At 38.6% G+C, this 22,146-nt stretch carries 23 protein-coding genes; 3 read left to right on the top strand and 20 right to left on the bottom strand.

Annotation, left to right across the window (positions count from 1 at the left end):
• The first annotated feature begins 243 nt into the window (after positions 1 to 243).
• Complete coding sequence (locus M1F14_RS06815; RefSeq protein WP_181468765.1) at positions 244 to 1,791, top strand: methyl-accepting chemotaxis protein; 1,548 nt, start codon at positions 244 to 246, stop codon at positions 1,789 to 1,791.
• Between the two features lie 125 nt (positions 1,792 to 1,916).
• Here M1F14_RS06815 and M1F14_RS06820 read toward each other — a convergent pair whose 3' ends face one another.
• The 20 genes from M1F14_RS06820 to M1F14_RS06915 form a co-directional block, all read right to left on the bottom strand.
• A complete protein-coding gene (locus M1F14_RS06820; RefSeq protein ID WP_048606135.1) occupies positions 1,917 to 2,408 on the bottom strand; it encodes a nucleoside deaminase in 492 nt (163 codons plus the stop codon).
• Between the two features lie 381 nt (positions 2,409 to 2,789).
• Positions 2,790 to 3,779 (bottom strand): hypothetical protein, encoded by a 990-nt coding sequence (locus M1F14_RS06825; RefSeq protein ID WP_181468764.1) that lies wholly within the window; start codon positions 3,777 to 3,779, stop codon positions 2,790 to 2,792.
• A 34-nt stretch (positions 3,780 to 3,813) separates the two neighbouring features.
• A complete protein-coding gene (locus M1F14_RS06830) occupies positions 3,814 to 4,344 on the bottom strand; it encodes a fimbrial protein (protein WP_181468763.1) in 531 nt (176 codons plus the stop codon).
• A gap of 19 nt (positions 4,345 to 4,363) precedes the next feature.
• Positions 4,364 to 4,882, bottom strand: a complete 519-nt coding sequence (locus M1F14_RS06835; protein WP_042846284.1) for a fimbrial protein — start codon at positions 4,880 to 4,882, stop codon at positions 4,364 to 4,366.
• Positions 4,883 to 4,890: 8 nt separating this feature from the next.
• A complete protein-coding gene (locus tag M1F14_RS06840; RefSeq protein ID WP_181468762.1) occupies positions 4,891 to 5,388 on the bottom strand; it encodes a fimbrial protein in 498 nt (165 codons plus the stop codon).
• A gap of 10 nt (positions 5,389 to 5,398) precedes the next feature.
• Positions 5,399 to 5,899: a fimbrial protein gene (locus tag M1F14_RS06845; protein ID WP_129466440.1), complete on the bottom strand. Its 501-nt coding sequence runs from the start codon at positions 5,897 to 5,899 to the stop codon at positions 5,399 to 5,401.
• 9 nt (positions 5,900 to 5,908) lie between these two features.
• Positions 5,909 to 6,433, bottom strand: a complete 525-nt coding sequence (locus M1F14_RS06850; protein WP_225833058.1) for a fimbrial protein — start codon at positions 6,431 to 6,433, stop codon at positions 5,909 to 5,911.
• A 16-nt stretch (positions 6,434 to 6,449) separates the two neighbouring features.
• Positions 6,450 to 7,061, bottom strand: a complete 612-nt coding sequence (locus M1F14_RS06855; protein ID WP_042846278.1) for a fimbrial protein — start codon at positions 7,059 to 7,061, stop codon at positions 6,450 to 6,452.
• A gap of 50 nt (positions 7,062 to 7,111) precedes the next feature.
• Complete coding sequence (locus tag M1F14_RS06860) at positions 7,112 to 7,897, bottom strand: fimbria/pilus periplasmic chaperone (RefSeq protein WP_042846414.1); 786 nt, start codon at positions 7,895 to 7,897, stop codon at positions 7,112 to 7,114.
• Between the two features lie 181 nt (positions 7,898 to 8,078).
• Positions 8,079 to 10,646, bottom strand: coding sequence for an outer membrane usher protein (locus M1F14_RS06865; protein WP_181468761.1), 2,568 nt, complete (start codon positions 10,644 to 10,646; stop codon positions 8,079 to 8,081).
• A 70-nt stretch (positions 10,647 to 10,716) separates the two neighbouring features.
• Positions 10,717 to 11,244 (bottom strand): fimbrial protein, encoded by a 528-nt coding sequence (locus tag M1F14_RS06870; RefSeq protein ID WP_155405707.1) that lies wholly within the window; start codon positions 11,242 to 11,244, stop codon positions 10,717 to 10,719.
• Between the two features lie 65 nt (positions 11,245 to 11,309).
• Entirely contained in the window at positions 11,310 to 11,831 is a 522-nt protein-coding gene (locus M1F14_RS06875; RefSeq protein ID WP_042846276.1) for a fimbrial protein, read from the bottom strand.
• Between the two features lie 90 nt (positions 11,832 to 11,921).
• Positions 11,922 to 12,260, bottom strand: coding sequence for a helix-turn-helix domain-containing protein (locus tag M1F14_RS06880; RefSeq protein WP_042846274.1), 339 nt, complete (start codon positions 12,258 to 12,260; stop codon positions 11,922 to 11,924).
• A 1,485-nt stretch (positions 12,261 to 13,745) separates the two neighbouring features.
• Positions 13,746 to 14,042: a DNA-binding transcriptional regulator Fis gene (fis, locus tag M1F14_RS06885; protein WP_004258438.1), complete on the bottom strand. Its 297-nt coding sequence runs from the start codon at positions 14,040 to 14,042 to the stop codon at positions 13,746 to 13,748.
• 7 nt (positions 14,043 to 14,049) lie between these two features.
• A complete protein-coding gene (gene dusB / locus M1F14_RS06890) occupies positions 14,050 to 15,033 on the bottom strand; it encodes a tRNA dihydrouridine synthase DusB (protein WP_004908195.1) in 984 nt (327 codons plus the stop codon).
• 317 nt (positions 15,034 to 15,350) lie between these two features.
• On the bottom strand, positions 15,351 to 16,235 hold the full coding sequence (gene prmA, locus M1F14_RS06895; protein WP_042846272.1) for a 50S ribosomal protein L11 methyltransferase: 885 nt from the start codon (positions 16,233 to 16,235) through the stop codon (positions 15,351 to 15,353).
• A 21-nt stretch (positions 16,236 to 16,256) separates the two neighbouring features.
• Positions 16,257 to 17,711, bottom strand: coding sequence for a sodium/pantothenate symporter (gene panF, locus M1F14_RS06900; RefSeq protein ID WP_181469351.1), 1,455 nt, complete (start codon positions 17,709 to 17,711; stop codon positions 16,257 to 16,259).
• Complete coding sequence (locus M1F14_RS06905; protein WP_042846269.1) at positions 17,701 to 17,943, bottom strand: YhdT family protein; 243 nt, start codon at positions 17,941 to 17,943, stop codon at positions 17,701 to 17,703. Before M1F14_RS06905 ends, panF begins: the two co-directional genes overlap by 11 nt.
• A gap of 144 nt (positions 17,944 to 18,087) precedes the next feature.
• Positions 18,088 to 18,387 carry a DUF202 domain-containing protein gene (locus tag M1F14_RS06910; RefSeq protein ID WP_042846268.1) on the bottom strand — a complete coding sequence of 100 codons (300 nt, stop codon included), beginning with the start codon at positions 18,385 to 18,387 and terminating at the stop codon, positions 18,088 to 18,090.
• Between the two features lie 8 nt (positions 18,388 to 18,395).
• Complete coding sequence (locus M1F14_RS06915) at positions 18,396 to 18,752, bottom strand: YidH family protein (RefSeq protein ID WP_042846266.1); 357 nt, start codon at positions 18,750 to 18,752, stop codon at positions 18,396 to 18,398.
• A gap of 149 nt (positions 18,753 to 18,901) precedes the next feature.
• On the opposite strand from M1F14_RS06915, the gene M1F14_RS06920 reads away from it, so the two are divergent.
• Positions 18,902 to 20,323 carry a PTS transporter subunit EIIC gene (locus tag M1F14_RS06920; RefSeq protein WP_042846264.1) on the top strand — a complete coding sequence of 474 codons (1,422 nt, stop codon included), beginning with the start codon at positions 18,902 to 18,904 and terminating at the stop codon, positions 20,321 to 20,323.
• Between the two features lie 13 nt (positions 20,324 to 20,336).
• Positions 20,337 to 22,106: a sulfatase gene (locus M1F14_RS06925; RefSeq protein ID WP_181468760.1), complete on the top strand. Its 1,770-nt coding sequence runs from the start codon at positions 20,337 to 20,339 to the stop codon at positions 22,104 to 22,106.
• Positions 22,107 to 22,146 lie beyond the last annotated feature (40 nt).

A 22,146-nucleotide genomic window follows, 5' to 3' on the forward strand; every position in this document is an offset into this window, starting at 1 on the left:
ATATCAGTTTGTTTTTTCAATGATTGTATTATTTTGAGACTTGTATCAAGTTTCTGGAATTAAATTCCAATATCGATATTCGATAATTCTCATAACCAAATAGTAACCCCTTTGAATTATAAGTGTTTTTACTTAGTCTTAGCCTGATTCTGTGATTATCTACTTCAGTTAACCCTAAAATTATTCTCTTTATCGCCGATAAAGTTAAATATCGTCATTTTATCTCACCGAAAGAGAAATTCTATGCAGAAACTTCGCGATTACTCAATTCGTACTGCGGTCTTCGTATTATTAAGTATTTTATGCCTGATTTTGGGGGGGACAAATGTTTACAGTGGTTGGTCACTATCACGTATTGCAGATGGAAATGATATCGATAGACAATTAGTCCAGCAAATGACAGTACTTAGTCAGGGAAACGATCAATATTTTCGATTTGTCACACGACTGACTCGGGTAATGGAAAGTAAAAGTGAAGGAAAAATAGTAGATTATGCCCCTGTAAAAGAGGCTCTGTCGAATATGGAAAAATATTTAGAACAGATGAAGTCTATCTCTCCAGGACCAATGGACCCTGAAATATCAGAGCAGGTAATTTATAGTTGGCAGGCGCTATTCGATGATGGGGTAACACCTCAACTTATGCTAAGCATGGACAATGATCCGAATAAATATTTAGCCCATGCTCACAACATTACTCCTGCTTTGAGCCGCGCTTTTGGTGCTTCAATTCAAAAGTTTAATCAGACGGCTGATGCATTGATTAGTCATACTCGGCAACATGTTGATAATGTGATGGATATTACGCGTATCGTCATGATTATTACGGCAATACTAGGAATATTGATGCTCATTTTTACGGATCGCTATATGGCGACTATGATGCAAAAGCCATTAGGGGTGTTGAGACAGCACTTTATTGAAATTGCAAAAGGGAATTTAAGCCAGCCAGTGCTACCGTTTGGTAACAACTGTGTGGGGAGATTATTTCCGATCCTTGAAGAAATGAGAAAAGATCTGCATGAATCAGTAGGCTCGATCAGGCAAGGAAGTGAGAATATTTATCTGGGGGCGAGTGAGATTTCTAATGGTAATAATGACCTTTCATCGCGTACTGAAGAACAAGCGGCTGCCTTAGAAGAAACCGCTGCGAGTATGGAACAAATCACCGCCGCAGTTCAGTTGAATATGGAAAATACACTTCACGCAAACCATTTAGCTAGCGAAGCTTCTGTGGTTGCGAATAAAGGCAATGAAATTGTTTACTCTGTCGTTACAACGATGAGTGAAATTTCACAAAGTTCACAAAAAATCTCAGATATCATCAGCATGATGAATGACATTAGTTTTCAAACAAATATCTTAGCTTTGAATGCATCTATTGAAGCGGCTCGTGCTGGTGTGCATGGTCGAGGTTTTATGGTGGTTGCGGCTGAAGTTCGTAAATTGGCAAGTCACAGTGCAGATGCCGCTATGGAGATTGAAAAGTTAATTGCTAGTTCAGGTGCTTGTGTGGAAAAAGGAACGGGGCTAGTTAATGAGATGGGAAAAACGATGGAAAGTATCCTGCGAGGTATTAACGAGGTCACTGCTATTATGAAGCAAATTACGGTAGCTTCAGAGGAGCAAAGTAAAGGGATTGCACAAGTCGGTGTCGCTATTACGCAGATGGATAGCGTTACCCAGCAAAATGCGTCTTTAGTTGAACAAGTTGCTACGGCAGCTAATTCATTAAGCCAGCAAACCCGAGAGCTACAGCAGTCTGTGCAACAGTTTAATTTATCCGCATAGTAAGGTGAGATTGCGCCATTTTGTAGAGAATAAAAAGCCCTCACTGTATTACAATGAGGGCTCACAAAAGCACAGTATTTAGGAGCTAAGATTATTATTATAAGTCAGCAGTAGGCCTAATATTATTAGCTTCGTTTAAAATATTGTTTATAAATCGTAGTCGCGTGTTCTTTTAAAATACCTTTAACTACAGTGGGCTTAAATGGGCTTTTTGCGAATATTTCATCACTGCCGAGCATGATATTAAAGCCCGCAATTTCAGCTAATTCATCATGTGAAAGGCTATAAACCATTCGTCCTAATTGGCTCCAAACCATTGCTCCCGAACACATGCAGCAAGGTTCACAGCTAGTATAAAGAGTATACTCTGACAAGTCTGTAATTTTATGCTCTGAACAAAACTTTCGTATAAGACCTATTTCTGCATGATAGGTGGGGTCGCTCTCGGTATGAATATGGTTTTCTCCTATCATCACAATTTGGTTAGCTTTCACTAATATTGCCCCAAAAGGTTCATTGCCTTTTTTAGCAGCATCAGTTGCAACAGCTAAAGTTCTCGTCATAAATTGAATATCCAATTCGTGCTGTTGAACTTCTTTTTTCGAATTAATGACCATATTTATATTCCTTTATCGAGCTAGTTTATTTCATTCTATTTACATATTAACATGTTAATGCTATTTATATTTGTCGTTTCTTGATTTTAAATTATCTTAATGAAATTATAATAATTTAATTGTCCATTTTTGATGGCTCCTTTATAGACAAATACTGATTTAAACGTTTGATATATTAAAAGCCATTGATGAATCAGTAGTTTATGCTAATAAGCTAATCTTATTAGCACAATAGCTCATGAGATTATTAATAAAAATCATTTAGTCTAAGGTGATTGGGGTGTTTACACATTAATTAATATTTTATGCTCACCTATTATTGAAAAAAGATTAAGACTAACTGTTATTTTTTAAAGTTACATGAATTCAAAAACTTTTTATTTATAGAGCCTCCAATATTAAAACCCCCGTTGCATTGCTGACTCCAGCAGACGAAGCAGATCCCATTAGAGTCGCACTTACTGGAATCGATTTACTCGTTAAGTTATCTAATTGGATCCCCATTCCATTAGCTTGAACTTGTGTACCATTCAATGATACTTGGGCAGAAACTCCATTACCAAAATTAAGACGACCGTTTGTTACATTACTTCCCGTCAACTTAAGTTTGTAATTTTTTGCACTACCCGAGGTACACGAAATCATTAAATTTACATTTTGAGTGAGGCCAGTAACATTAAAGTTTGTTGATGAGTAATTTAAATTTAAGTTTTGACTATTTAAGCTACACACTGCAGAATCTTCTAATTCTGGAGGAGTTATATCATTTGGCCCTCCTTTTGTGCATGTTGATTCAAAATCTGTCGAATAAATATCAGAAACACCTGTTGTAGATAACTGGTTTTGAAAGAGAATGCCTCTATTGCATAGCGGATATTTACTTAAATGTTTCCACACAGCTGCACCTTGTGAAGTCATAAAGTTATGTTTCACAGTATACGTATTTCCCAAATATCGACTTAGACATTTTTGATAACTAGCATTATCATTTGGTGTACAGATTAAACCCGGTACTGTTTCAGTCCATTCAATCCTCAGACCATATCCACCTCCTACCCAGTCAAATTTACCTTGACGAGAAATAGTGGTTGAATTATTTGTCGCATTAATTCTATTATTAATCGCTTGGTTTAAAGTACCCTGGGTAAGGCGTATCGTTATTTCAATTTCACCATCTAAAACAATATCATTATTATCTCTACAGTTTGCATGTGGATTGCTTGGGCCAATACAATTTGAAAGTGTGTAATGAAGCCATTTTGTTGATATTTGTTTAGGGTAAATAAATGAACTGCCTGCAGGCAATTCGGTAAGTTCTTCCGATAAGCATTGCCCTGAAAATAAAAAAAACAGAAATAATAGTCTATTCATTATTGCTTTCCATATTTATCTTTATAAAAAAATTTTATTCATATTCTAGTGTAAAAGTAGTTGTAGCTACGAAATCACCCAGAATAATATTTTTTTCTTGTAGTGCTTTAGGCTCACCTTGAATATATGCTTTAAAATTCAAATTATTACCATTACCAGAATGCAATCCTTGAATGTGACCTTTCATTTTGTTCAGTTTTATTGGCGTACCATTAGCTGATTCTAATCCCACAGCAATACCTTTTGCGTGACTTACATTATTTAAAGCTAATAATCCAGGTAAAGTTATGCTTTCATTACCTGTAAAGGTAACTTGAACTTCTTTTCCTAATACCAAATCACAATTAATTAAGCGAATAGTAAAAGGCTGACTATGCGTACGTGTATTGAGATATAGATATTCATCAATTACAGTCCCAAAATCGAGTTCAATATTTTCATCCCCTGGGTATACTTCGCAGGCATCCTCTACCAGCGTGCCATCAAAAAGTACGTCATCTGCAAATATTGGGAATGATATACTTAATATTACCCAAGGAAGCCAGCGGCCTAGTTGTATTTTCATCTCTTAGTCCATGGTGTATTTATTGAAATGCAATCGCTAATGTACCTTGTGCTGTAAAATCATCTCCCACTAAATCAACGCCAGTTCGCTTAATCGGAACTGCAGATAGTACTGGTAAATGCCCTGTATCAATAGCAAATGCCTTATTTAACTCCAGCGGTACACCATCTTTTTGTATTTGGATGCCTAGCTTGTTTACATTCAGTAAGCTAGATGTACGCAATGTTGCATTATCAAATCCTGAACCTGCTAAAGTTGCATTAAAAGATAAAGTGATATCCCAAGGTTGATTTAAATCTCCTTGGCAATTAAGTTGATAAGGAATATTTTGCTTAAATAAATGCCCATCAACTTTTCGCACTCCCACCTTCCCAAAAGAAACTCTGATCGGGTCTTCATGTCCTAACTGACAGACTGGCGGAATAATCAATGTCCCATCAAATAGCCAATTAGCTTGTGAGTTCCATGAGACAATAGTGAGGAGTATTACTCCTAGCCCGTTACGTAAGAAGCAAATTTTTTGTAATAATGTTCCCATTATGTCCCTCATTGATAATCTACTTTCAGGGTTGCTAACGCAGTAAATACACCTCCATCCGTATTACTGTAGCTCGCAGTTAGATTTTTTATGGGGGCCACTTTAATTGTAGGTAATGCAGTATAATTCACGTTTATAGTCTCATTAATTGCTTGGCGTACATCATTTAGATAAAATGCTATACCCAGTTTAGAGTGACTAGTTTTTAGCGCTCCATTGCTATTAAAACTAGTTACATCACCTTGAATCGTAAGTTTAATTGCATTCTTCGCCAACTGTGTGCATGTCAATTTAAATACCAATGTCTGCTGGTAGTTAATTCCATCGATACGCGTTAATAAAATATCGTTAAAATGCACAGCCTGCTGTTGTCCATTATTTAAAATACATTCTGGAGGTGTTACTATTAGGTTTCCGGATAAATTAGCTCCGATACCGAATGCCATACCAGAATTAATCAGAATAACGAAAGTTAAAATTGACTTTAAGCACCGATTTAATTTCATAAAGATTTCCTCAGCGGTAATCAACAACCATCGTTAATACACCATTAAATTCACCACCGTCAGTGAGTACTGTTCCTGTTGGTTTTACTGGGACGGCATACAATGCGGGCATGCTCCCACCATAGGTGAAGTTCAATGATGTTCCATTATTCAAGCGAGTATTATCTTGATAAATAGCTATTCCTAAATTACTTCGATTAGTGCGCACTACATTTTGGCCATTTAACGTGATGGCATTCCACGTTAAGGTCATTTTTAGCGCGTTGTTGTATACCTGTGTGCAATTTAATGCATACATAATTGGCGTGCGTTTATAACTGCTATTATTAATCAATGTTTCATGTACATCGCCAAATTGTACATCGGTTGTTGAGCCTCCATTAACTGTACATTCTGGCGGTGTGACAACTAATGTACCATTAAAATTCACCGTAAACGCGGCTGATGCTGGAAATGACACTATATTGAATGTGATAAACATGTATAACCAGCTGTGGATTTTTGCCCTCATTTTTTCATCCTATTGATAATTTAAGGTCATGGTCATGGCACCAGAAAATGCCCCCGCGTCTGATAACATAGTGCCTGTCGGTTTGACTGGTACGGCATACAATGCGGGATGAGCGCCAAGTAGGTTGAAATTTAGGCTGTCTCCATTACTTAATCGAGTTGCATCTTGGTATATTGCTATTCCTAAATTAGTACGATTGGTTTGAATAGCTGATAACCCATTGAAAGTCACCGCACTCCAAGAAAGTGACATTTTCAAAGCATTTGTTGCAACACTAGTACACGCTAACCTATAGTCAATTGGAGTGCGTTTATAGCTGACGCCATCTATTAACCCCTGTTGAACTTGCCCAAATGAAACCGTTATTTCATCACCATTACTGATGGTGCACTGGGGTGGCGTAATAATTGTTAGTTTTAAATTTAAATTTGCAGTATCTGCCTGTGTTTGATTAAGTACTCCTGACAATATTCCAATTACCATCATCCCTTTGAATATGGCAAGGCGGAATTCTTGTTTGTTTTTTAATGACATGTGCATTGCCTTTCTGTTAATCATAATTCAATTGAAATCGAATTAAGGCGGAGTAGGCGCCTGCATTTAACCCCATGGTTGTTCTCACTGGAGTCACGTAATACGTCAACTGATTTTGCCCAGGTGATACTAAATGAGGCGAGCTATACTGCCCTAATGCAATGGGAGAGTGAGTTGCATCACTGAATTCTAATGCTATTCCTTTTGCTCCAATAACTGCCGCTAAAGATGGATTTTGTTTATCAGCTGGTGCTAAAAAACGGATTTTCATTGCAGGCATATCGGGGCTCCAAAGTAAGTCACCCAATTGGTTTCGATTACGGCTTTCCCCACTTAAACAATCTTCTAAACGTAACACGACAGCTATGGGGGGGCCTGATTGCCCGACTTGCTGAAGTTGACCCGTCCCGATTGTACCTAGGTCGATTGTTTGATTTGCAGAAGTCATCGCTAATCGGCAAGCACTTTCAGTTAAAGCTCCGTGAACATATAGAGTGCCATTTGCCCCATCTACATCCCAATTATCCACTTTGTCCAATTCCGTGGCGTTAACAGTAGTGGCTAGTAACACTAGCAGCATCCCTCCTAACGCATGACGATATCGTTCTAATTCCAGTACTATATTCATGGTGATTTCTCCTACTCAAACACAGTAATTGCGATTGATATCGTCTCGTTTTAAGGTTTTTGTGAAGGGACGACATAACAACTCTGAGATTGACACTGGAAAGATAGTACCGGGCGCCCGCCGTAATCATTGATATAAGTTAAAACTGGCTTGTTACCCAATGCATCAGCTGCTCCACTTATCGTTTGACTACTTTTGGGGGCAATCATAATAGGTTCAAAGCCATCAACGGTTTTACCTTCTGTGCTCGGTGCTGCATCTACTATAGTGACGTAGTAAGGCGTTGGGTTGGTCACTGTATATTGGTTATCTTTGCGCGTTAATGTCAGCTTTTCTTGCCACGGGGTGTTCATTTGTTCACGTGTCGGAATAATCGTTTTCGGGCGATAGAACAATTTAATTCGTGTTTGTAATGCGAGTTGTAACGTGTTTGGCTTATCACTTTTAGGTGGGATCTCACGCAAGTTAAAGTAAAACACCGACTCTCTGTCTTGTGGTAACACAGCTGTACCAGGAAGTGATTGTATTTTCACCTGACTCTTAGCGCTAGGCTCTAGTCGCTGAACTGGGGGAAGAACTGTAAATGGTTCGCTGATCTTTTCCCCTTTTTCATTTTCAATCCACCCTTGCGCTAAATAAGGCAGTTGTTTATTTTCGTTACTGATGTTTAGGCTAATTGATTTATCATTTTCTGTAATAATAGCCCGTGTTCTATCTAGTGCTATTGCAGCTTGAACTGGAGATACTCCAATTATGCTGAGTATGCTTCCTAATAACCAAATAGAAGAATAGGGTAATACCGAGCCAAATAATTTATGGCATAATTTATTTGTCATTAATAATTTCATTATTTATTTTCTCATTCTGTAAAAGCAGTGTCTTTTATTTACGCTGCATTCATAAATATCGAACGAATAAAATTATTCATTCGCATTGATTTACTAGAAAAGTAGGCTGTCTTGAATTGACAATTTCATATTTGATGAAAAAAGTGCCTGTAATTGTATTGATATTTACTCAATTCATTTCCTCGAAGGTTGTGTTGATTGAGTTTTTATTACCAGCAGAGAGACACGGTAATAACCAGCTAGAAAACAATGCTTCTCCTGTTGGTAAAGTTTCCGGTAATGTCACTTCACATTGAGTTCTCTCATCCCAACGTATCTGCAAAATATCATTTGGGTTTAATCCAGTTAAATAGGCGCTTCCTTCATCACCAATCATTCCTACCTGTTGGCCTCGTCGATTAAATACCAAAGCACCAAACGGTGGGTAACTGTTATCAGCGAGCCGTAATATGGCCATGGCACTTGCACCAGCAACGACTTCAAATTGACGATAACCTATAGCACCTTCCGTTAATGTTCCTTGTTTAACCGATTGTGTTACTTGTGCATCATTGGGTAGGGCATTTAAGTCTACGCTCACTTGATTACGGTAATAGCTATTCACATCAGTTAAGATTGCTTGCCCAAAACGATTAGAGTCAACTGTTGCGCCGTACCCTCGTAAGGGAATGCCAGCTATGCCATCAGTATCGACAAAAATACGTGTTCCCCCCATTTGGTTATTTCTGTGGAATACAACACCGTCTCGTATTGCGGTGATCCCACCTTGTAAAGACAATCCAGCAGAGCGGTAGCGGTTTTGTTGATAAGTAGCATTTGCATTTAATGATGCAATATCACCTTGATGAGAATAAAAACCACTGACTAAAGCACCAGTACGAGAAATCCCTGTGCTTAGTTGGTAATTACTGCGCTCATCCAAACGGTCGTAATACCCGATCCTTTGAGTGTTATCATTTTTATTCCAACTACTATTCATATTGAGAGAACCAGAATTTCCCCATGGCACTGATAAAGAGACATATACCCCATCATCATTCGTATTTTGATAACTATTACGATACGCCGTCAGGTTAATGCTTAAATTTTTTAGCTTATCCATGTCAAAATACTTGGCTATAGATAGGCTATAGCGGTCATTATCTGGCTGATCCCAATAGGTTTGGTGATAATAATTAAGATATGCACTTAATCCGACACTCGGAAATTGTTGGTTATATGAAACGGTATACATTTCTTTGCTGCTATATTGCTGAACCCCACTCATTTGCGCATTTAAGTACTCTGACATACTCATAAAACCTTTTTCCGCGAAACGATAACCTGCAAAGGTTACTTGGCTGTTATAAGCATCAAAGTGTTTTGAATAACTTAGGCGGTATGAGTTGCCTTTATAGGTTTTATTTCCAACATCAGTCATTCCTTTTAAATTAGAGCGTGCATGTGTAATATCGAACGATAATGCTCCAAACATCATTAAATCACGTCCGATACCGAGTGCTGCAGAAGCATAATTTTCAGCGCCAATTGCGCCACCAAATAATGACCAACCGTTGTTGACTCCCCAAGAAAACTCACCGCTCGCAAAAGTTTCACCATTTACATGGTGTTGCCAATCAGTAGGACGTCCTACTGCTAACTTGTAACGTAATTGCCCCGGACGAGTTAGGTAAGGGACCGTAGCTGTATTTATTGTGAAAGTTTGGATTGAGCCATCTTGTTCTTTAACTTCAACATTTAATTCACCTGACATGGCATCATTTAAGTCCTGAATACGAAAGGGACCAGCCGCAACTTGTGTTTGATAAATAATACGGCCTTGCTGGCTCACTATTACTGTCGCGTTACTAGTGGCAACCCCAGTAATTTCAGGAGCATACCCTCTTAAATTAGGAGGGAGCATATTAATATCGGTAATTAAACTCATTCCCGTAAATCGGAAGCTATCGAAAATATCTGACACCAGATAATCTTCACCTAAGGTTAATTTTGCACCCAAAGATTTAATGGCTCGGTAAATATAATAACGAGACCAATCTAACGAATGTGTTACGCTTTGGCTTTGTTGTTTATCTAATCGCATTTGCCAATCAGCACGAGCACGCCATGCGCCTAGGTTTACTCCAACTACGCCATTTCCACTGGTGTTGTAATTAGTTTGCTCGCCACCGCGTGTTTGCTGTGATACTTGTGTATTGACGTTATAATCAAAGACCATCCCTGATACGCCATCTTCCCAACGTGCAGGAGGGTCCCAATTTTCAGCGGTATATTCCAAATATGCTTGCGGCATATTGATATATAATGTTGAACTAGCTAAATCAGCTTTAACATCGGTTCCCTTTAAGCTATCAAGTGACAAACATTCTCCTTCATGCCACCATGACAGTTTGTTCATCACCTCGGGTTTCAGACCAAATTGTTCGACAATACTTGGCGTTAAGCACACTAAACTATCACCTTCATCTATAGGCGAGGTGTAGTAATAAATAGGTTGTTCTGGTAACGTCTGCTTATTCACATAAATAGCAAAACTATATTCACCTGGCATTAAATAACCGGATTTTGAAAACTGGCTCAAGTCAATGTTAGCTCGGTCGTTTACATCCAAAATATCGGTATTAAACTCAATCTCTTTCGCCTGCCCAGCAAAGCTTACTACCAGTGTAATACATAGCCCCACTACACTTGGATGAAACCACCCAAGTAACGGGGTGCGAATGAAATCCGAGGTCATTGCCCCACCTTCTCTTATTTTTATCTATGATGTTTATTTAATAACCGAAATGAACAACGACTTATGCGGTCTATTCGTAATCTAATTTAAAACGTATGTGGCTAGAGTATTGCCCTGCTATCAACGCATTTTTATTTGCTACTAACCGTAAATTGTATGACAGGTCGCGTTCACCAATTGAAAGTGTTTGGTGCGATAAACTTTTTCCTGGGATGGCAATTTCACCGTCTTCGCGTTGAATCTGTAGTCCAACACCGCTCGCCTGGCCATCTACTTGAAATAACCCTTGCGATTGTGAGCCGTCAAAGGTGACTTGAAAGTATTGCCAATTTGGCTTAGCGGGGTTTTGCCGAGCTAAAACACAATTAACTAAACGAATATGAAAAGTACGAGCAGGTCCTTGGCCATCTCTATGAATGGCGGCTAAAGGTAAACTTCCCATATCAATAGTTTGATTTCGGCTTCCAACATCAATAGAACAAGCTGTTTCAATAATAGAGCCTTGCATTTTGATGCTCGCTCCAGCATTCGCTGAAAAGGCCAAGACGATACAATGCAATCCAAATGTACCTTTGATAATTCTCATTTTATTTATCATGCGTACCTCTCACCGAATTTTAAAAGCCTGAGCGATATCCTTATCTCATCAGGCCATTTATTCGTTTACTCGTAGTTCAGTGTAAAGTCAGCTATAGAGCTAAATTCACCTGTTTTTGCTTTATCACCATCACCAATCAAATATGCGGCAAAACGTAGAGTGTTGCTGCCATTTTGGATTATTTGGAATGGAGAGGGTTTGCCCAGTGTGATTACTTGGCCAGCTGGGTTAGTAATTTGAACACCTGCTCCGGAAGCTGTACCGACAAGTCCTAATGTCTTATTTGTTGTATCAAATGCTGCAGCTGCACCACTGAAAGTCAATTGGACTCCACTTTTTAAGTTTTCGGATTTGCAGTTTTCTAATGAAACATCAAATGTACGTGGGGTTGATCTACCTCCGCCCATTAATGTTGAATCTGCAATTTGTCCTAACTCAATAGTTTGATCGATAGAATTAGGCGATATTGAACAAGGTGCTGTAATAATAGCTCCTTTAAATGTAACTTTACCGTGCCCCATATCAGCGGCTAATACAGAAGCGCTCATTGCACTCGATACTAAAACTGCAAAAATAACTTTATTCATATATTCCTCAGAGAATCATAATAAATATTTGATGTGTTTTTGTTTGAAAATGTTTAAAGCCACTTTAATTATTAAACTTAATAAAGTTACTTAATAAAAGTAGATGGTATCAGATGCCGTGATGCTTTTTCTTAAAGTTACCACGTCATCATAATTTGATTTGTTTATTTCAATAATAATGTTCTTGATTAAACTTTCAAATGAGATGTTTAAAGCTACTGAAATATTAAATAACATATCGACTGTTAGCTTATTGACACCTCTTTCATAGCGAGACATTTGCTGTTGTGAAATATTTAATTTTGTTGCTAATTGAGCTCCAGTAATACCAGTTTCTTTTCTTATTCTTTTTATTACAACTCCACAATAAGAAGAAAAACAATTGGCAGAATTCTCACTTGGAGCATCTTTATGTTCTTGTAAGTTCATACAACTATTTTCCAAAAGAAAACTACTAATTTAAATTAATAAATTAGTAACTTATTATTAATATTAGTTCTTTAATTAAAGAGAAAGCTAATAATATTCATCGTTGCCTTGATTTCCTACAATTATAAAGAGTGAGAAATTTAAAAGCAAACTCACTAATTTGAAGTTTTTAATGAATAACCATAAATTTACACTTTTTACAGTTTTTATAATTATATATAAATCAATGTGTTGTGATTTTCTGCGAGATGTGTGTTTTTTAATTTATCAAAAACTGATAAATCAATGACAATACAAAAAAGCAATTCTAAAGATAAAAACAGAATATTAACTCGATATTAACATTTTTTCATACTTTATCTTTATTTGTAACGTTTAAGTGTGTAAAAAGCAAAGAAAACACATAATGTGAGTAATCAAAACGTGGTATATATAGTGAAAAATACTTAAATATCATGGGGTTTAGTTTGAGTAAAGAAAACTCTCATCGTGAGTGAAAAATAAATATTAACTAACATAATTATCAGATAATAATAAACGCATAGGTACTTAACATCACCAAATATCCTATGAGTAAACCGCTATGGTAATAATTTTCATTCAGTTTTTCCTCAATAAGTTGTTCATTGTTTTTTCTTGTTCAACTAATTCTTTTTAAGGTATATAAATCTGTATATACATCAGGAAATGACATTGACCTATTATGAAAAGTAGGTACTGTAATAAATGCTATCTTTACTAATAAAATAATTTAAATTCTTGTATAACAATGAGTTCAGAATTTATTATATAAAGTCAAATGGAAGGGTGTTAGTCAGTTATGTGATTTTTAATCAGCGTAGACTTATGTAAGTTGAACAAGGGTTATTAGGTTGGGCTATAGTTTTATTTACTATTTTGAGAATGGTGAAATAATAATATTTTAAACTCAGTGAGTGATTAATATTTTTTGTGTTTTAGCGAACTATTAATAATGACTGAGTACTTTAAATATTAAATTTCCTTCTGTTTTAATAGCTTATTATTAATAATTAAATTTTTTGATGTGTTTGCTGTGATGGTAAGCGCACTGTGAATTTTATTTACTGAATATAGTATTTATTATTATATTTTAGATGATGTGATTTATTGAGGCTATTTAAATTTATTATATTTAAGTTAAATCAACCTAGGGTTAACAGGGAATAAAATAGGTTATCTAATAAAATAGGTGAGTGAAGTATAAGTTTATAGGGGCTTTTAGGGATTGAAAGGGCATTGGGGGGAATGGTAATTTAACTGGTAGGGAGTAAAGCTAGGTTAGTCTAGAGCAGTACATTTTGTGTATTTAATGAGAAATACTAAATACCTGCAATAGAAGAGTAAAATATACTAGCTGCATGCGTCGCAGTACTGTGGCGTTTCTGGTGCCCAGTCATTTAAACAAAAAGGCACCTTCTAAAATATAGAAGGTGCCTGTAAAAACACTGCATTAACCGACTAGGATTAGTTCATGCCGTATTTTTTCAGTTTCTTACGCAGAGTACCGCGGTTGATACCCATCATCAGGGCTGCACGGGTCTGGTTTCCACGGGTATATTGCATAACCATGTCCAACAAAGGCTGTTCTACCTCAGCCAATACCAGCTCATATAAATCGTTAACATCTTGATTATTTAATTGAGCAAAATAGTTCTTCAGTGCTTGCTTGACTGAATCACGTAACGGTTTTTGAGTTACTTGATCTTGTGAATTTACAGTAGCAACGGTTAGTACGTCAGAATTTACGCGTTGTTCGAACATAGTTCTGTCAGCTCTTATCTTTATTTACGCAAAAATTTTCAAAAAATGCTTCCAACACCTCCAGCTGTTCGCTGGCATCCTCAATGGTGTTGAATGAGCGCCGAAACTGGTCATCAGGTGCATGTTCCTTTAAGTACCAAGAAACATGTTTGCGCGCTATACGGGCTCCTTTGCCTTGACCATAAAAGTCGTGCAATTCCTGTACATGCGCTAGCATAATGCGTTGTACCTCTGCCATTGGCATCGGTGGCAATATTTCACCTGTGTCCAGATAATGCTGGATTTCCCGGAAGATCCATGGTCTTCCCTGAGCCGCTCGTCCTACCATCAAGGCATCAGCCCCTGTGTAGTCCAAAACAGCCCTGGCTTTTAGCGGGTCAGTAATGTCGCCATTGGCAATAACCGGAATGGTAACAGTCTGCTTAACTGCCCGAATATTGTCATATTCAGCTTCCCCATTAAACAGACAGGCTCTAGTTCTGCCGTGAATGGTGAGTGCTTGAATGCCGCAATCTTCGGCCAATTTGGCAATTTCTATGCAGTTTCGCTCTTCAGGTGACCAACCTGTGCGGATCTTAAGAGTAACAGGTACATCCACTGCTTTTACGACACCTTCTAGAATCGACTTAACGATTTCTGGATAACGCAGCAGTGCAGAACCTGCAAGCTTACGATTCACTTTTTTAGCTGGACAGCCCATATTGATATCGATAATTTGAGCGCCACTCTCAACATTAATTTGAGCAGCAGCAGCCATCTCATCGGGATCATTGCCAGCTATTTGAACGGAACGTACCCCAAGTTCATCACGATGAACCATTCTGAGCCTAGATTTGTCTGTCTTCCAAACCTGAGGGTTAGAAGAAAGCATTTCTGATACCGTCATACCTGCGCCCATGTCATAACAGAGTGACCTAAAAGGTTTATCTGTAATGCCAGCCATTGGGGCAGCAATAAGACAGTTTCTCAACTGATATTGTCCGATTCGCATAACTAAATGGGGGCCATACTGTGACTGCAAGGGCGCGTATATTACGCATTTTTTACGAGATATGAAAGGACAAACTTTGAGCAAACGGTTATTTATCACTAATTTTTTTATCTTGCATTCTAGCAACTAAAAAATTAGTTATATTTAACAAATAGTTAAGCGTACTCGATAACGATTTATTAAAATAACTGTTGCGTTGTTCAAATCTCATGCAGAACAGATTATCACCAGCTATTGAGCAATATTTGAGCTATAAGATAATCTATTCTGGCGTTATTTTCAAAGGAATTATTCCCTAATTTTGATAAAAAAAGCCATCAAAAGTGCTTGACACCGGTAATACGGCACCACTCATCTTTTTCAGCCACAGGGTCAATTTCAAACATGGGTCGATAAGCATCAGCAACCCCTTCTGCTTGAGTGGCTAATACCCCAGAAAGACCCAGTAAACCACCTGCACGAGGCAATACGCTTATCATTGGGGCTAATTCACGTAGAGGGCCAGCAAGGATGTTAGCAACTACGACATCAGCTTGTAGCGCTTCCGGTTGGTCTTTAGATAAGTAGAGAGATAAACGCTCGGAGACGCCGTTACGTTGCGCATTATCGCGACTTGCAGTAATAGCTTGAGGGTCGATATCGATACCAATGGCATGAGCGGCACCTAGTTTCAATGCTGCGATCGCCAAAATGCCCGAACCGCATCCGAAGTCGATTACCGTTTTCCCTTCGAGATCAAGGCTATCTAACCATTGAAGACACAGTGATGTTGTTGGGTGGGTCCCTGTTCCGAAGGCTAAGCCTGGGTCTAACATGACATTAACGGCAGTTGGGTCCGGAACATCGCGCCAACTTGGGCAGATCCATAAACGCTCACCAAAGCGCATTGGGTGGAAGTTATCCATCCATTCTCTTTCCCAGTCTTTATCTTCTAATTGTTCGATTTTATGAATGAACCCAGTTCCAAGAAGAGGGCTATTTTCCAATTGAGAAACCACCCATTTCATGTCGGTTTCTGCATCATATAAACCAATGACGTCAGTATCACCCCAAAGACGAGTTTCTCCAGGTAGGGGCTCAAAAACAGGGGTATCATGGCTATCTTGAAAAGTGACGGATACCGCCCCAGTTTCGATGAGTTCATCGCCAAGAGCTTCTGCTTGTGGACCTGTTGAGTTGATGCGGATCTGTATCCAAGGCATATTTATCTCTTATGTTAAAATCTAATTTGTTGATGTCTTAATTGTGGGCAATTGTACTGGATTTTTGCCAAAAAAGTTACCTATCAAGAAGGCTATGAGGCTGAAAATTAGCGATGGAACGATAGCGTGAAAGCCCATAAGTTCTATCTTAAAGGAAGCAAAAATGGCATAACATACGCCACCGACAACCATACCGCAAATTGCCCCTGTACCATTGGCTTTTTCCCAATATAGCCCAAGAACTAATGGCCACAAGAAAACCGCTTCAAGACCACCAAACGCTAATAAATTCAGCCAAATAATCATTTGAGGTGGGTTCCACGCAGCGATCAAAAGCAAAGCCCCTAAGATCAAACTAGAACAGCTAGAGATCCGAGCCAGTTTTTTCTCATTTTTAATTTGCGTGGGCACTGCATTGAGGTAAATATCTTTTACGATAGTGGCTGAGGACTGCAAGAGCTGAGCATTAATAGTCGACATAATTGCTGCCATCGGTGCTGCTAAGAAAATCCCAGCGGCAAATGGAGGAAGGACTTGTACCATCAATGTTGGTATCACTTGGTCAGGGATGGTCAGATCAGGCAAAATTGCGCGCCCTAATGCACCCGCAAAGTGCATACCAAACATCAATATTGCCATCACGATAGTGCCTAAAATAATTCCTCGGTGAACAGCTTTGCTGTCCTTGTATGAAATACAACGCACCGCGGTGTGGGGTAAACCAATCACGCCAAAACAGACTAGAACCCAAAAAGAAGCTAAGAAAGGCCCACTCAGAATATCGTCAGCCCCTTCGGGCGACACTAATTTAGGGTCAATGGCATGTATTTTTTCGATGGCTGTAGGGAGCCCACCAGCATGGTAAATGATGGCAACAAGTAGGATCACTGTCCCGATAAGCATGACTAGCCCTTGCAATGCATCATTCAATACGCTGGCTCTGAAGCCACCAATAGCTGTATAGAGGGCGATAGATACCCCAAAAATTATCAAACCATAGGTATATGGGATACCAGCTGCTGTTTCTAATAGCCTTGCGCCGCCAATAAATTGCACTGTCATGGCGCCAAAAAAAGCAATGAGTAGGCTAACACTTGCAAACCAAACTAAGAAGCGGCTTTGATAGCGAGCGTAGAGCATATCGTTAAGGGTCACTGCATTATAGCGGCGCGCTAAAATAGCAAATTTCTTACCCAGTACGCCAAGGGAAAGCCAGATTGCCGGTAGCTGGATCATCGCTAAAAGTACCCAACCTAGACCATATTTATAGGCGGCTCCAGGGCCTCCAATAAATGAACTCGCACTGATATAGGTTGCGGTAATTGTCATTGCAAGGACGAAACCGCCCATGGAACGATTACCTAAGAAATACTCATTCAGAAATTCGCCTGTTTTCCGCTTTTTATAGGCATAAATTGATAACAGAAAGACGAGGGCAAGGTAACCGATTAATGGTAGGAGAACTTCAATCTGCATCATTCTCCTCCAGAGAGATATCTTTGAATATGAGCTTAACCATCATAATACACAGTAGAATAAAGATGACGGGCAAAATTAGGCATGACCATTCAAACCATAATGGTAACCCAGTAACTCCCATCGTATTGCTAGGAAGGTATGCACAAATAACCCAGCCTATCATATAGGCTATCGTTAAATAGAGTGACCAACGGGCCTCTTTATTTGATTGAAGAAAACGTTTGTCCATCCGTTATTCCTCCTCATTCTCACAAAAATAATCGGGGATTGTACGATAATCTGGGAGTGGAGTGTGAAAAATTCAGAGAAAAGCGATTAAAGGCAGTGATTTATTTAAGATGAACTTAGTTAAATATTGAGAGATAAAGTCAAATTAAGTAGATAAAATCTTAATAACCAGCATAAAAGACATAAAAATAAGGGTGTATGACGCAAAAAATAAGAATATAGAATTGTTTATTTTTAATCCTATTTTAGGGGAGGTAGATGCATTATGTCTTTTGAATGTAATGATCAAAAATAATAATGCGCCAGCCGCAGCTGCGGTTAGCATTAGGTATGAATGATTGAGTAACCCAGAACGCAGAAATAGCAATATATTTAGTGCTAAAACGAGTAGCGTTCGGCTCCAAGCTTGCTGTGTTCTTTCTGGTTGTAGTCCGGGGTCTCGCATTGCACTGCCTATAGTAAAATATATAAGAGTGCGAAAGAGGCTGCGGTCATGATAAACAATGTAATTAACAATAAAAAAGAAGTGTATTGAAGGGGTTTATCTTGCCGCATTGCTAATTCGTTTTGTTTCCAGCGATACAATGCCATCGCCGCAGTCAGCCCACCCGCCACAGCGAGCACTAATGCCAGTGCCATTTTTATCCATGGAAATTCGATAGATTGAAATAGTTGTTCGATGGCAATTGCACCAGCTAAAAAAGCCAACGCTGTTCTAATCCAGGCTAAAAATGTTCTTTCGTTAGCTAATGTGAATCGGTAATCCGGCGCTTTCCCAAGTATTTTCCAGTTTTCTTTTTTTATCGTCATTGGAATTCCTATCTTTTTTAGAAAAAGTGAGAAGAAAATCACAAAACATTAATGTAAGTGTGGGCTTTCTTTTTCTGATGATATATTAATCTAAATGTTATAACAATATGACAAAGCATTTTGCCTTACTATACCGTAAGAGAGGATCTATGGATCTCGATAAAATATCAAAAAAAATTATAGAATTATCAGGCGGTTCTGAAAATTTCATTCACGTCACAAATTGTATGACTCGAGTGAGAATGACATTAAAAAATGAAGAAAAGGCGGATATTGCAGGTTTGAAAGCACTACCTGGCGTGCTAGGAGTGGTGAGTGATGAAACATTGCAAGTGATTGTCGGACCGGGAAAATGTAACAATATTGCTGACGCAATTAATCAACTACTATCTAACGGGGACTCTGAAAGCACTGTATTGCAGGATGATAAACCTGAAAGCGATGTATTAGCTAAAGCTGAAATCGCTAGAAATAAAGCAAAGAAAAAAACGCCAGTTAAAGCCGTGCTAAGAAGTATAGCGAATATTTTTGTTCCATTATTACCCGGCTTAATTGCTGCTGGTACTTTAATGGGGATCAATAACATTATTGTTAACTCGGCACATGCCGAGGCGCTAGCTCAGGGAATTCAAGCAACCGCTAATATGTCAGCAGCCCAAGTGGTTTTGCAACAACAAGGGTTGTTAGAAATAAGTACTATTATGGGGATTATTGCGAGTGGCTTGTTTAGCTTACTAGCTGTATTCACCGGTATTTTTGCTGCTAAAGAGTTTAAGGGAACTGAAATCTTAGGGGGGATTTTAGGGGCAATTACGATTGCGCCTCAAGTTGCTATTTTGGGACTAACTCCGGGACAAGGTGGGTTAATTGGGGTTATTTTTGCGGTTTGGATTAGCTGTTGGTTAGAAAAGCGATTACGCCGCTATATCCCGAGTATGATAGATGTTATTGCAACCCCAACGTTGACAATCATCATTATGACTGCGCTTTTGCTATTTGGTATTATGCCAGTAGCTGGCGTTGTATCTAATGGTATTTTAGGCTCATTGTCCGGAATTTTACAGCATGGTGGCTTAGCGGCTGGTTTTATCTTATCTTCTTTATTCCCATTTTTAATTTCTCTTGGTTTACACCAAGGGTTAATTCCTATCCATTTAGAATTAATTCAAGCAACAGGAAGTTCGCAGTTATTTGCGATTCAAATCATGAGTAATTCCGGTATGGTCGGCGCTGCAATTGCCGTCTTGATAATGACAAAAGATCCGGTAATGAAACGTGTCGCTAAAGGGGCTATCCCGACCAGTATTTTAGCCGTAGGTGAACCGACTATCTTTGGGGTAAACATCCCAGCAGGCTTTGCATTTATCACAGGATCGATAGGTGCTGGTTTTGGGGGAATGATGATCGTCTTATTGGATGTAACAGCCAATGGGGTCGGAGCCGCAGGGCTATCCGCACTACCACTGATAGCGGATGGTAAATATCTCCAATACATTTTTAGTTGGTTAGTCGGTGCGAGTATTGCTTTCGTATTGACTTATGTTGTTGGACGTATCAGAAAGTACCAGTAAAAAGGAAATAACAATGAAAGCTGTAATGTTAATGTTTGATTCATTGAATAAACATATGTTGTCGGCTTATGGCTGCCAAACAACCATTACTCCTAATTTTGAGCGATTACGTAAACGCGCACTGAAGTTTGATAATTTTTATGTTGGCAGTATGCCTTGTATGCCTGCAAGGAGAGAATTGCATACCGGGAGATATAATTTTCTTCATCGTAGCTGGGGCCCGATTGAGCCATTTGATGAGTCGATGCCTGAAATACTGAAAAAACAAGGTATTCATACTCATTTAGTTACGGATCACAAACATTACTGGCGAGATGGTGGTGCAACCTACCACTCGCGTTTCTCAACATATGAATTTATTCGGGGGCAAGAGGGGGATAACTGGAAAGGTGTTGTGAATAAGCCAGTTGTTCATTATGAATCAGGTGAACCTGATGAAAATAAACAGCGTAAAATAGCCAGTCGTACCCAGCACCTGATTAATCAGCAATATATGCAGGATGAAAAAGATCATCCACTGGTACAAACAATTAGTCACGGTATTGAATTTATTGAAACTAATCACTCGGATGATAATTGGTTTTTACAGCTCGAGTGTTTTGATCCTCATGAACCGTTTTATGTACCTGAAAAATACCTACAACTTTATGGTTTATCCAATGCTCATTTTGATGGCTGGCCGCCGTATTATTTTGTCACTGAGGATGAGTCTAGGCAAAAAGTGATCCGTGGTTTTTATCAAGCACTAGTAACGATGGTCGATGCATATGTTGGTCAGGTTCTTGATATATTTGATAAATACAATTTATGGGAAGATACGCTATTAATTGTAAATACGGATCACGGTTTCTTATTAGGTGAACATGATTGGTGGGGGAAAAATATCATGCCACTTTATAACGAAATCGCGAATACACCATTTTTTATTTGCCACCCTGATTTGGATACCAATGGGGTATCAAGGCAGATGTTGGCTCAAACTATTGATATACCGGCTACGTTACTTGATTATTTTAATGCACCAATCCCTAAAAATATGCAAGGAAAAAGCATATTAGCTGGGCTTGCTAAAGATGAACCTATTCGCGAATATGCGCTGTTTGGCTACCATGGCTGTCAGATTAATATCACAGATGGTGAGTATGTTTATATGCGCTCTCCTGTTGTTCAAGGAACCGAGGGGCTTCATGATTATACTTTGATGCCAACACGTATAAACCGGCGGTTTACGCCTAAAGAGTTACAAGGAACAGAGTTATATGAGGGGTTTGATTTCACACAAGGTTGCTCAGTATTAAAAATCCCTGCAACGAGTGTGATGACAACAGACTCAGACCGTTTTGGACATCGTTTATACCATGTTAAGCAAGACCCGGCACAAACGTCACCAATCCTCAATGTGGTAATAGAACAGCGTTTACTCGAAAATATTCGTTTAATGATGTTACAAAATGATGCTCCTGAAGAGTTGTATGCTCGTTATGGTTTATCGAAAGAGCAACCAGTTTCCCTTGAGCAAATTGAACAAGAGCATAAGCAGGCTGGAGCAGCGAAAACTGCATTTGACCAATATCCGCTCACACAGGAAGTTAAATATGGTGCGATGTCATTATTACAATATATCGAAACCCGTCATTTAAAGACGATAAAGGACAGGTTTATCAAACAATTAGAAGGTGGGTTAACACAAAAACAGCTAGTTGATTTCATTATTGATAATTTTCCAGTAGAAAACCATAATGAGCTTTTATACCGGGTAGCTCTGGAAATGCGATTAAAATAAATAAGAGCATTACCCGGTGGGCTAACATCGGGTAATTGTG

Source organism: Providencia sp. PROV003, assembly GCF_045040775.1.
Classification (GTDB): domain Bacteria; phylum Pseudomonadota; class Gammaproteobacteria; order Enterobacterales; family Enterobacteriaceae; genus Providencia; species Providencia huashanensis.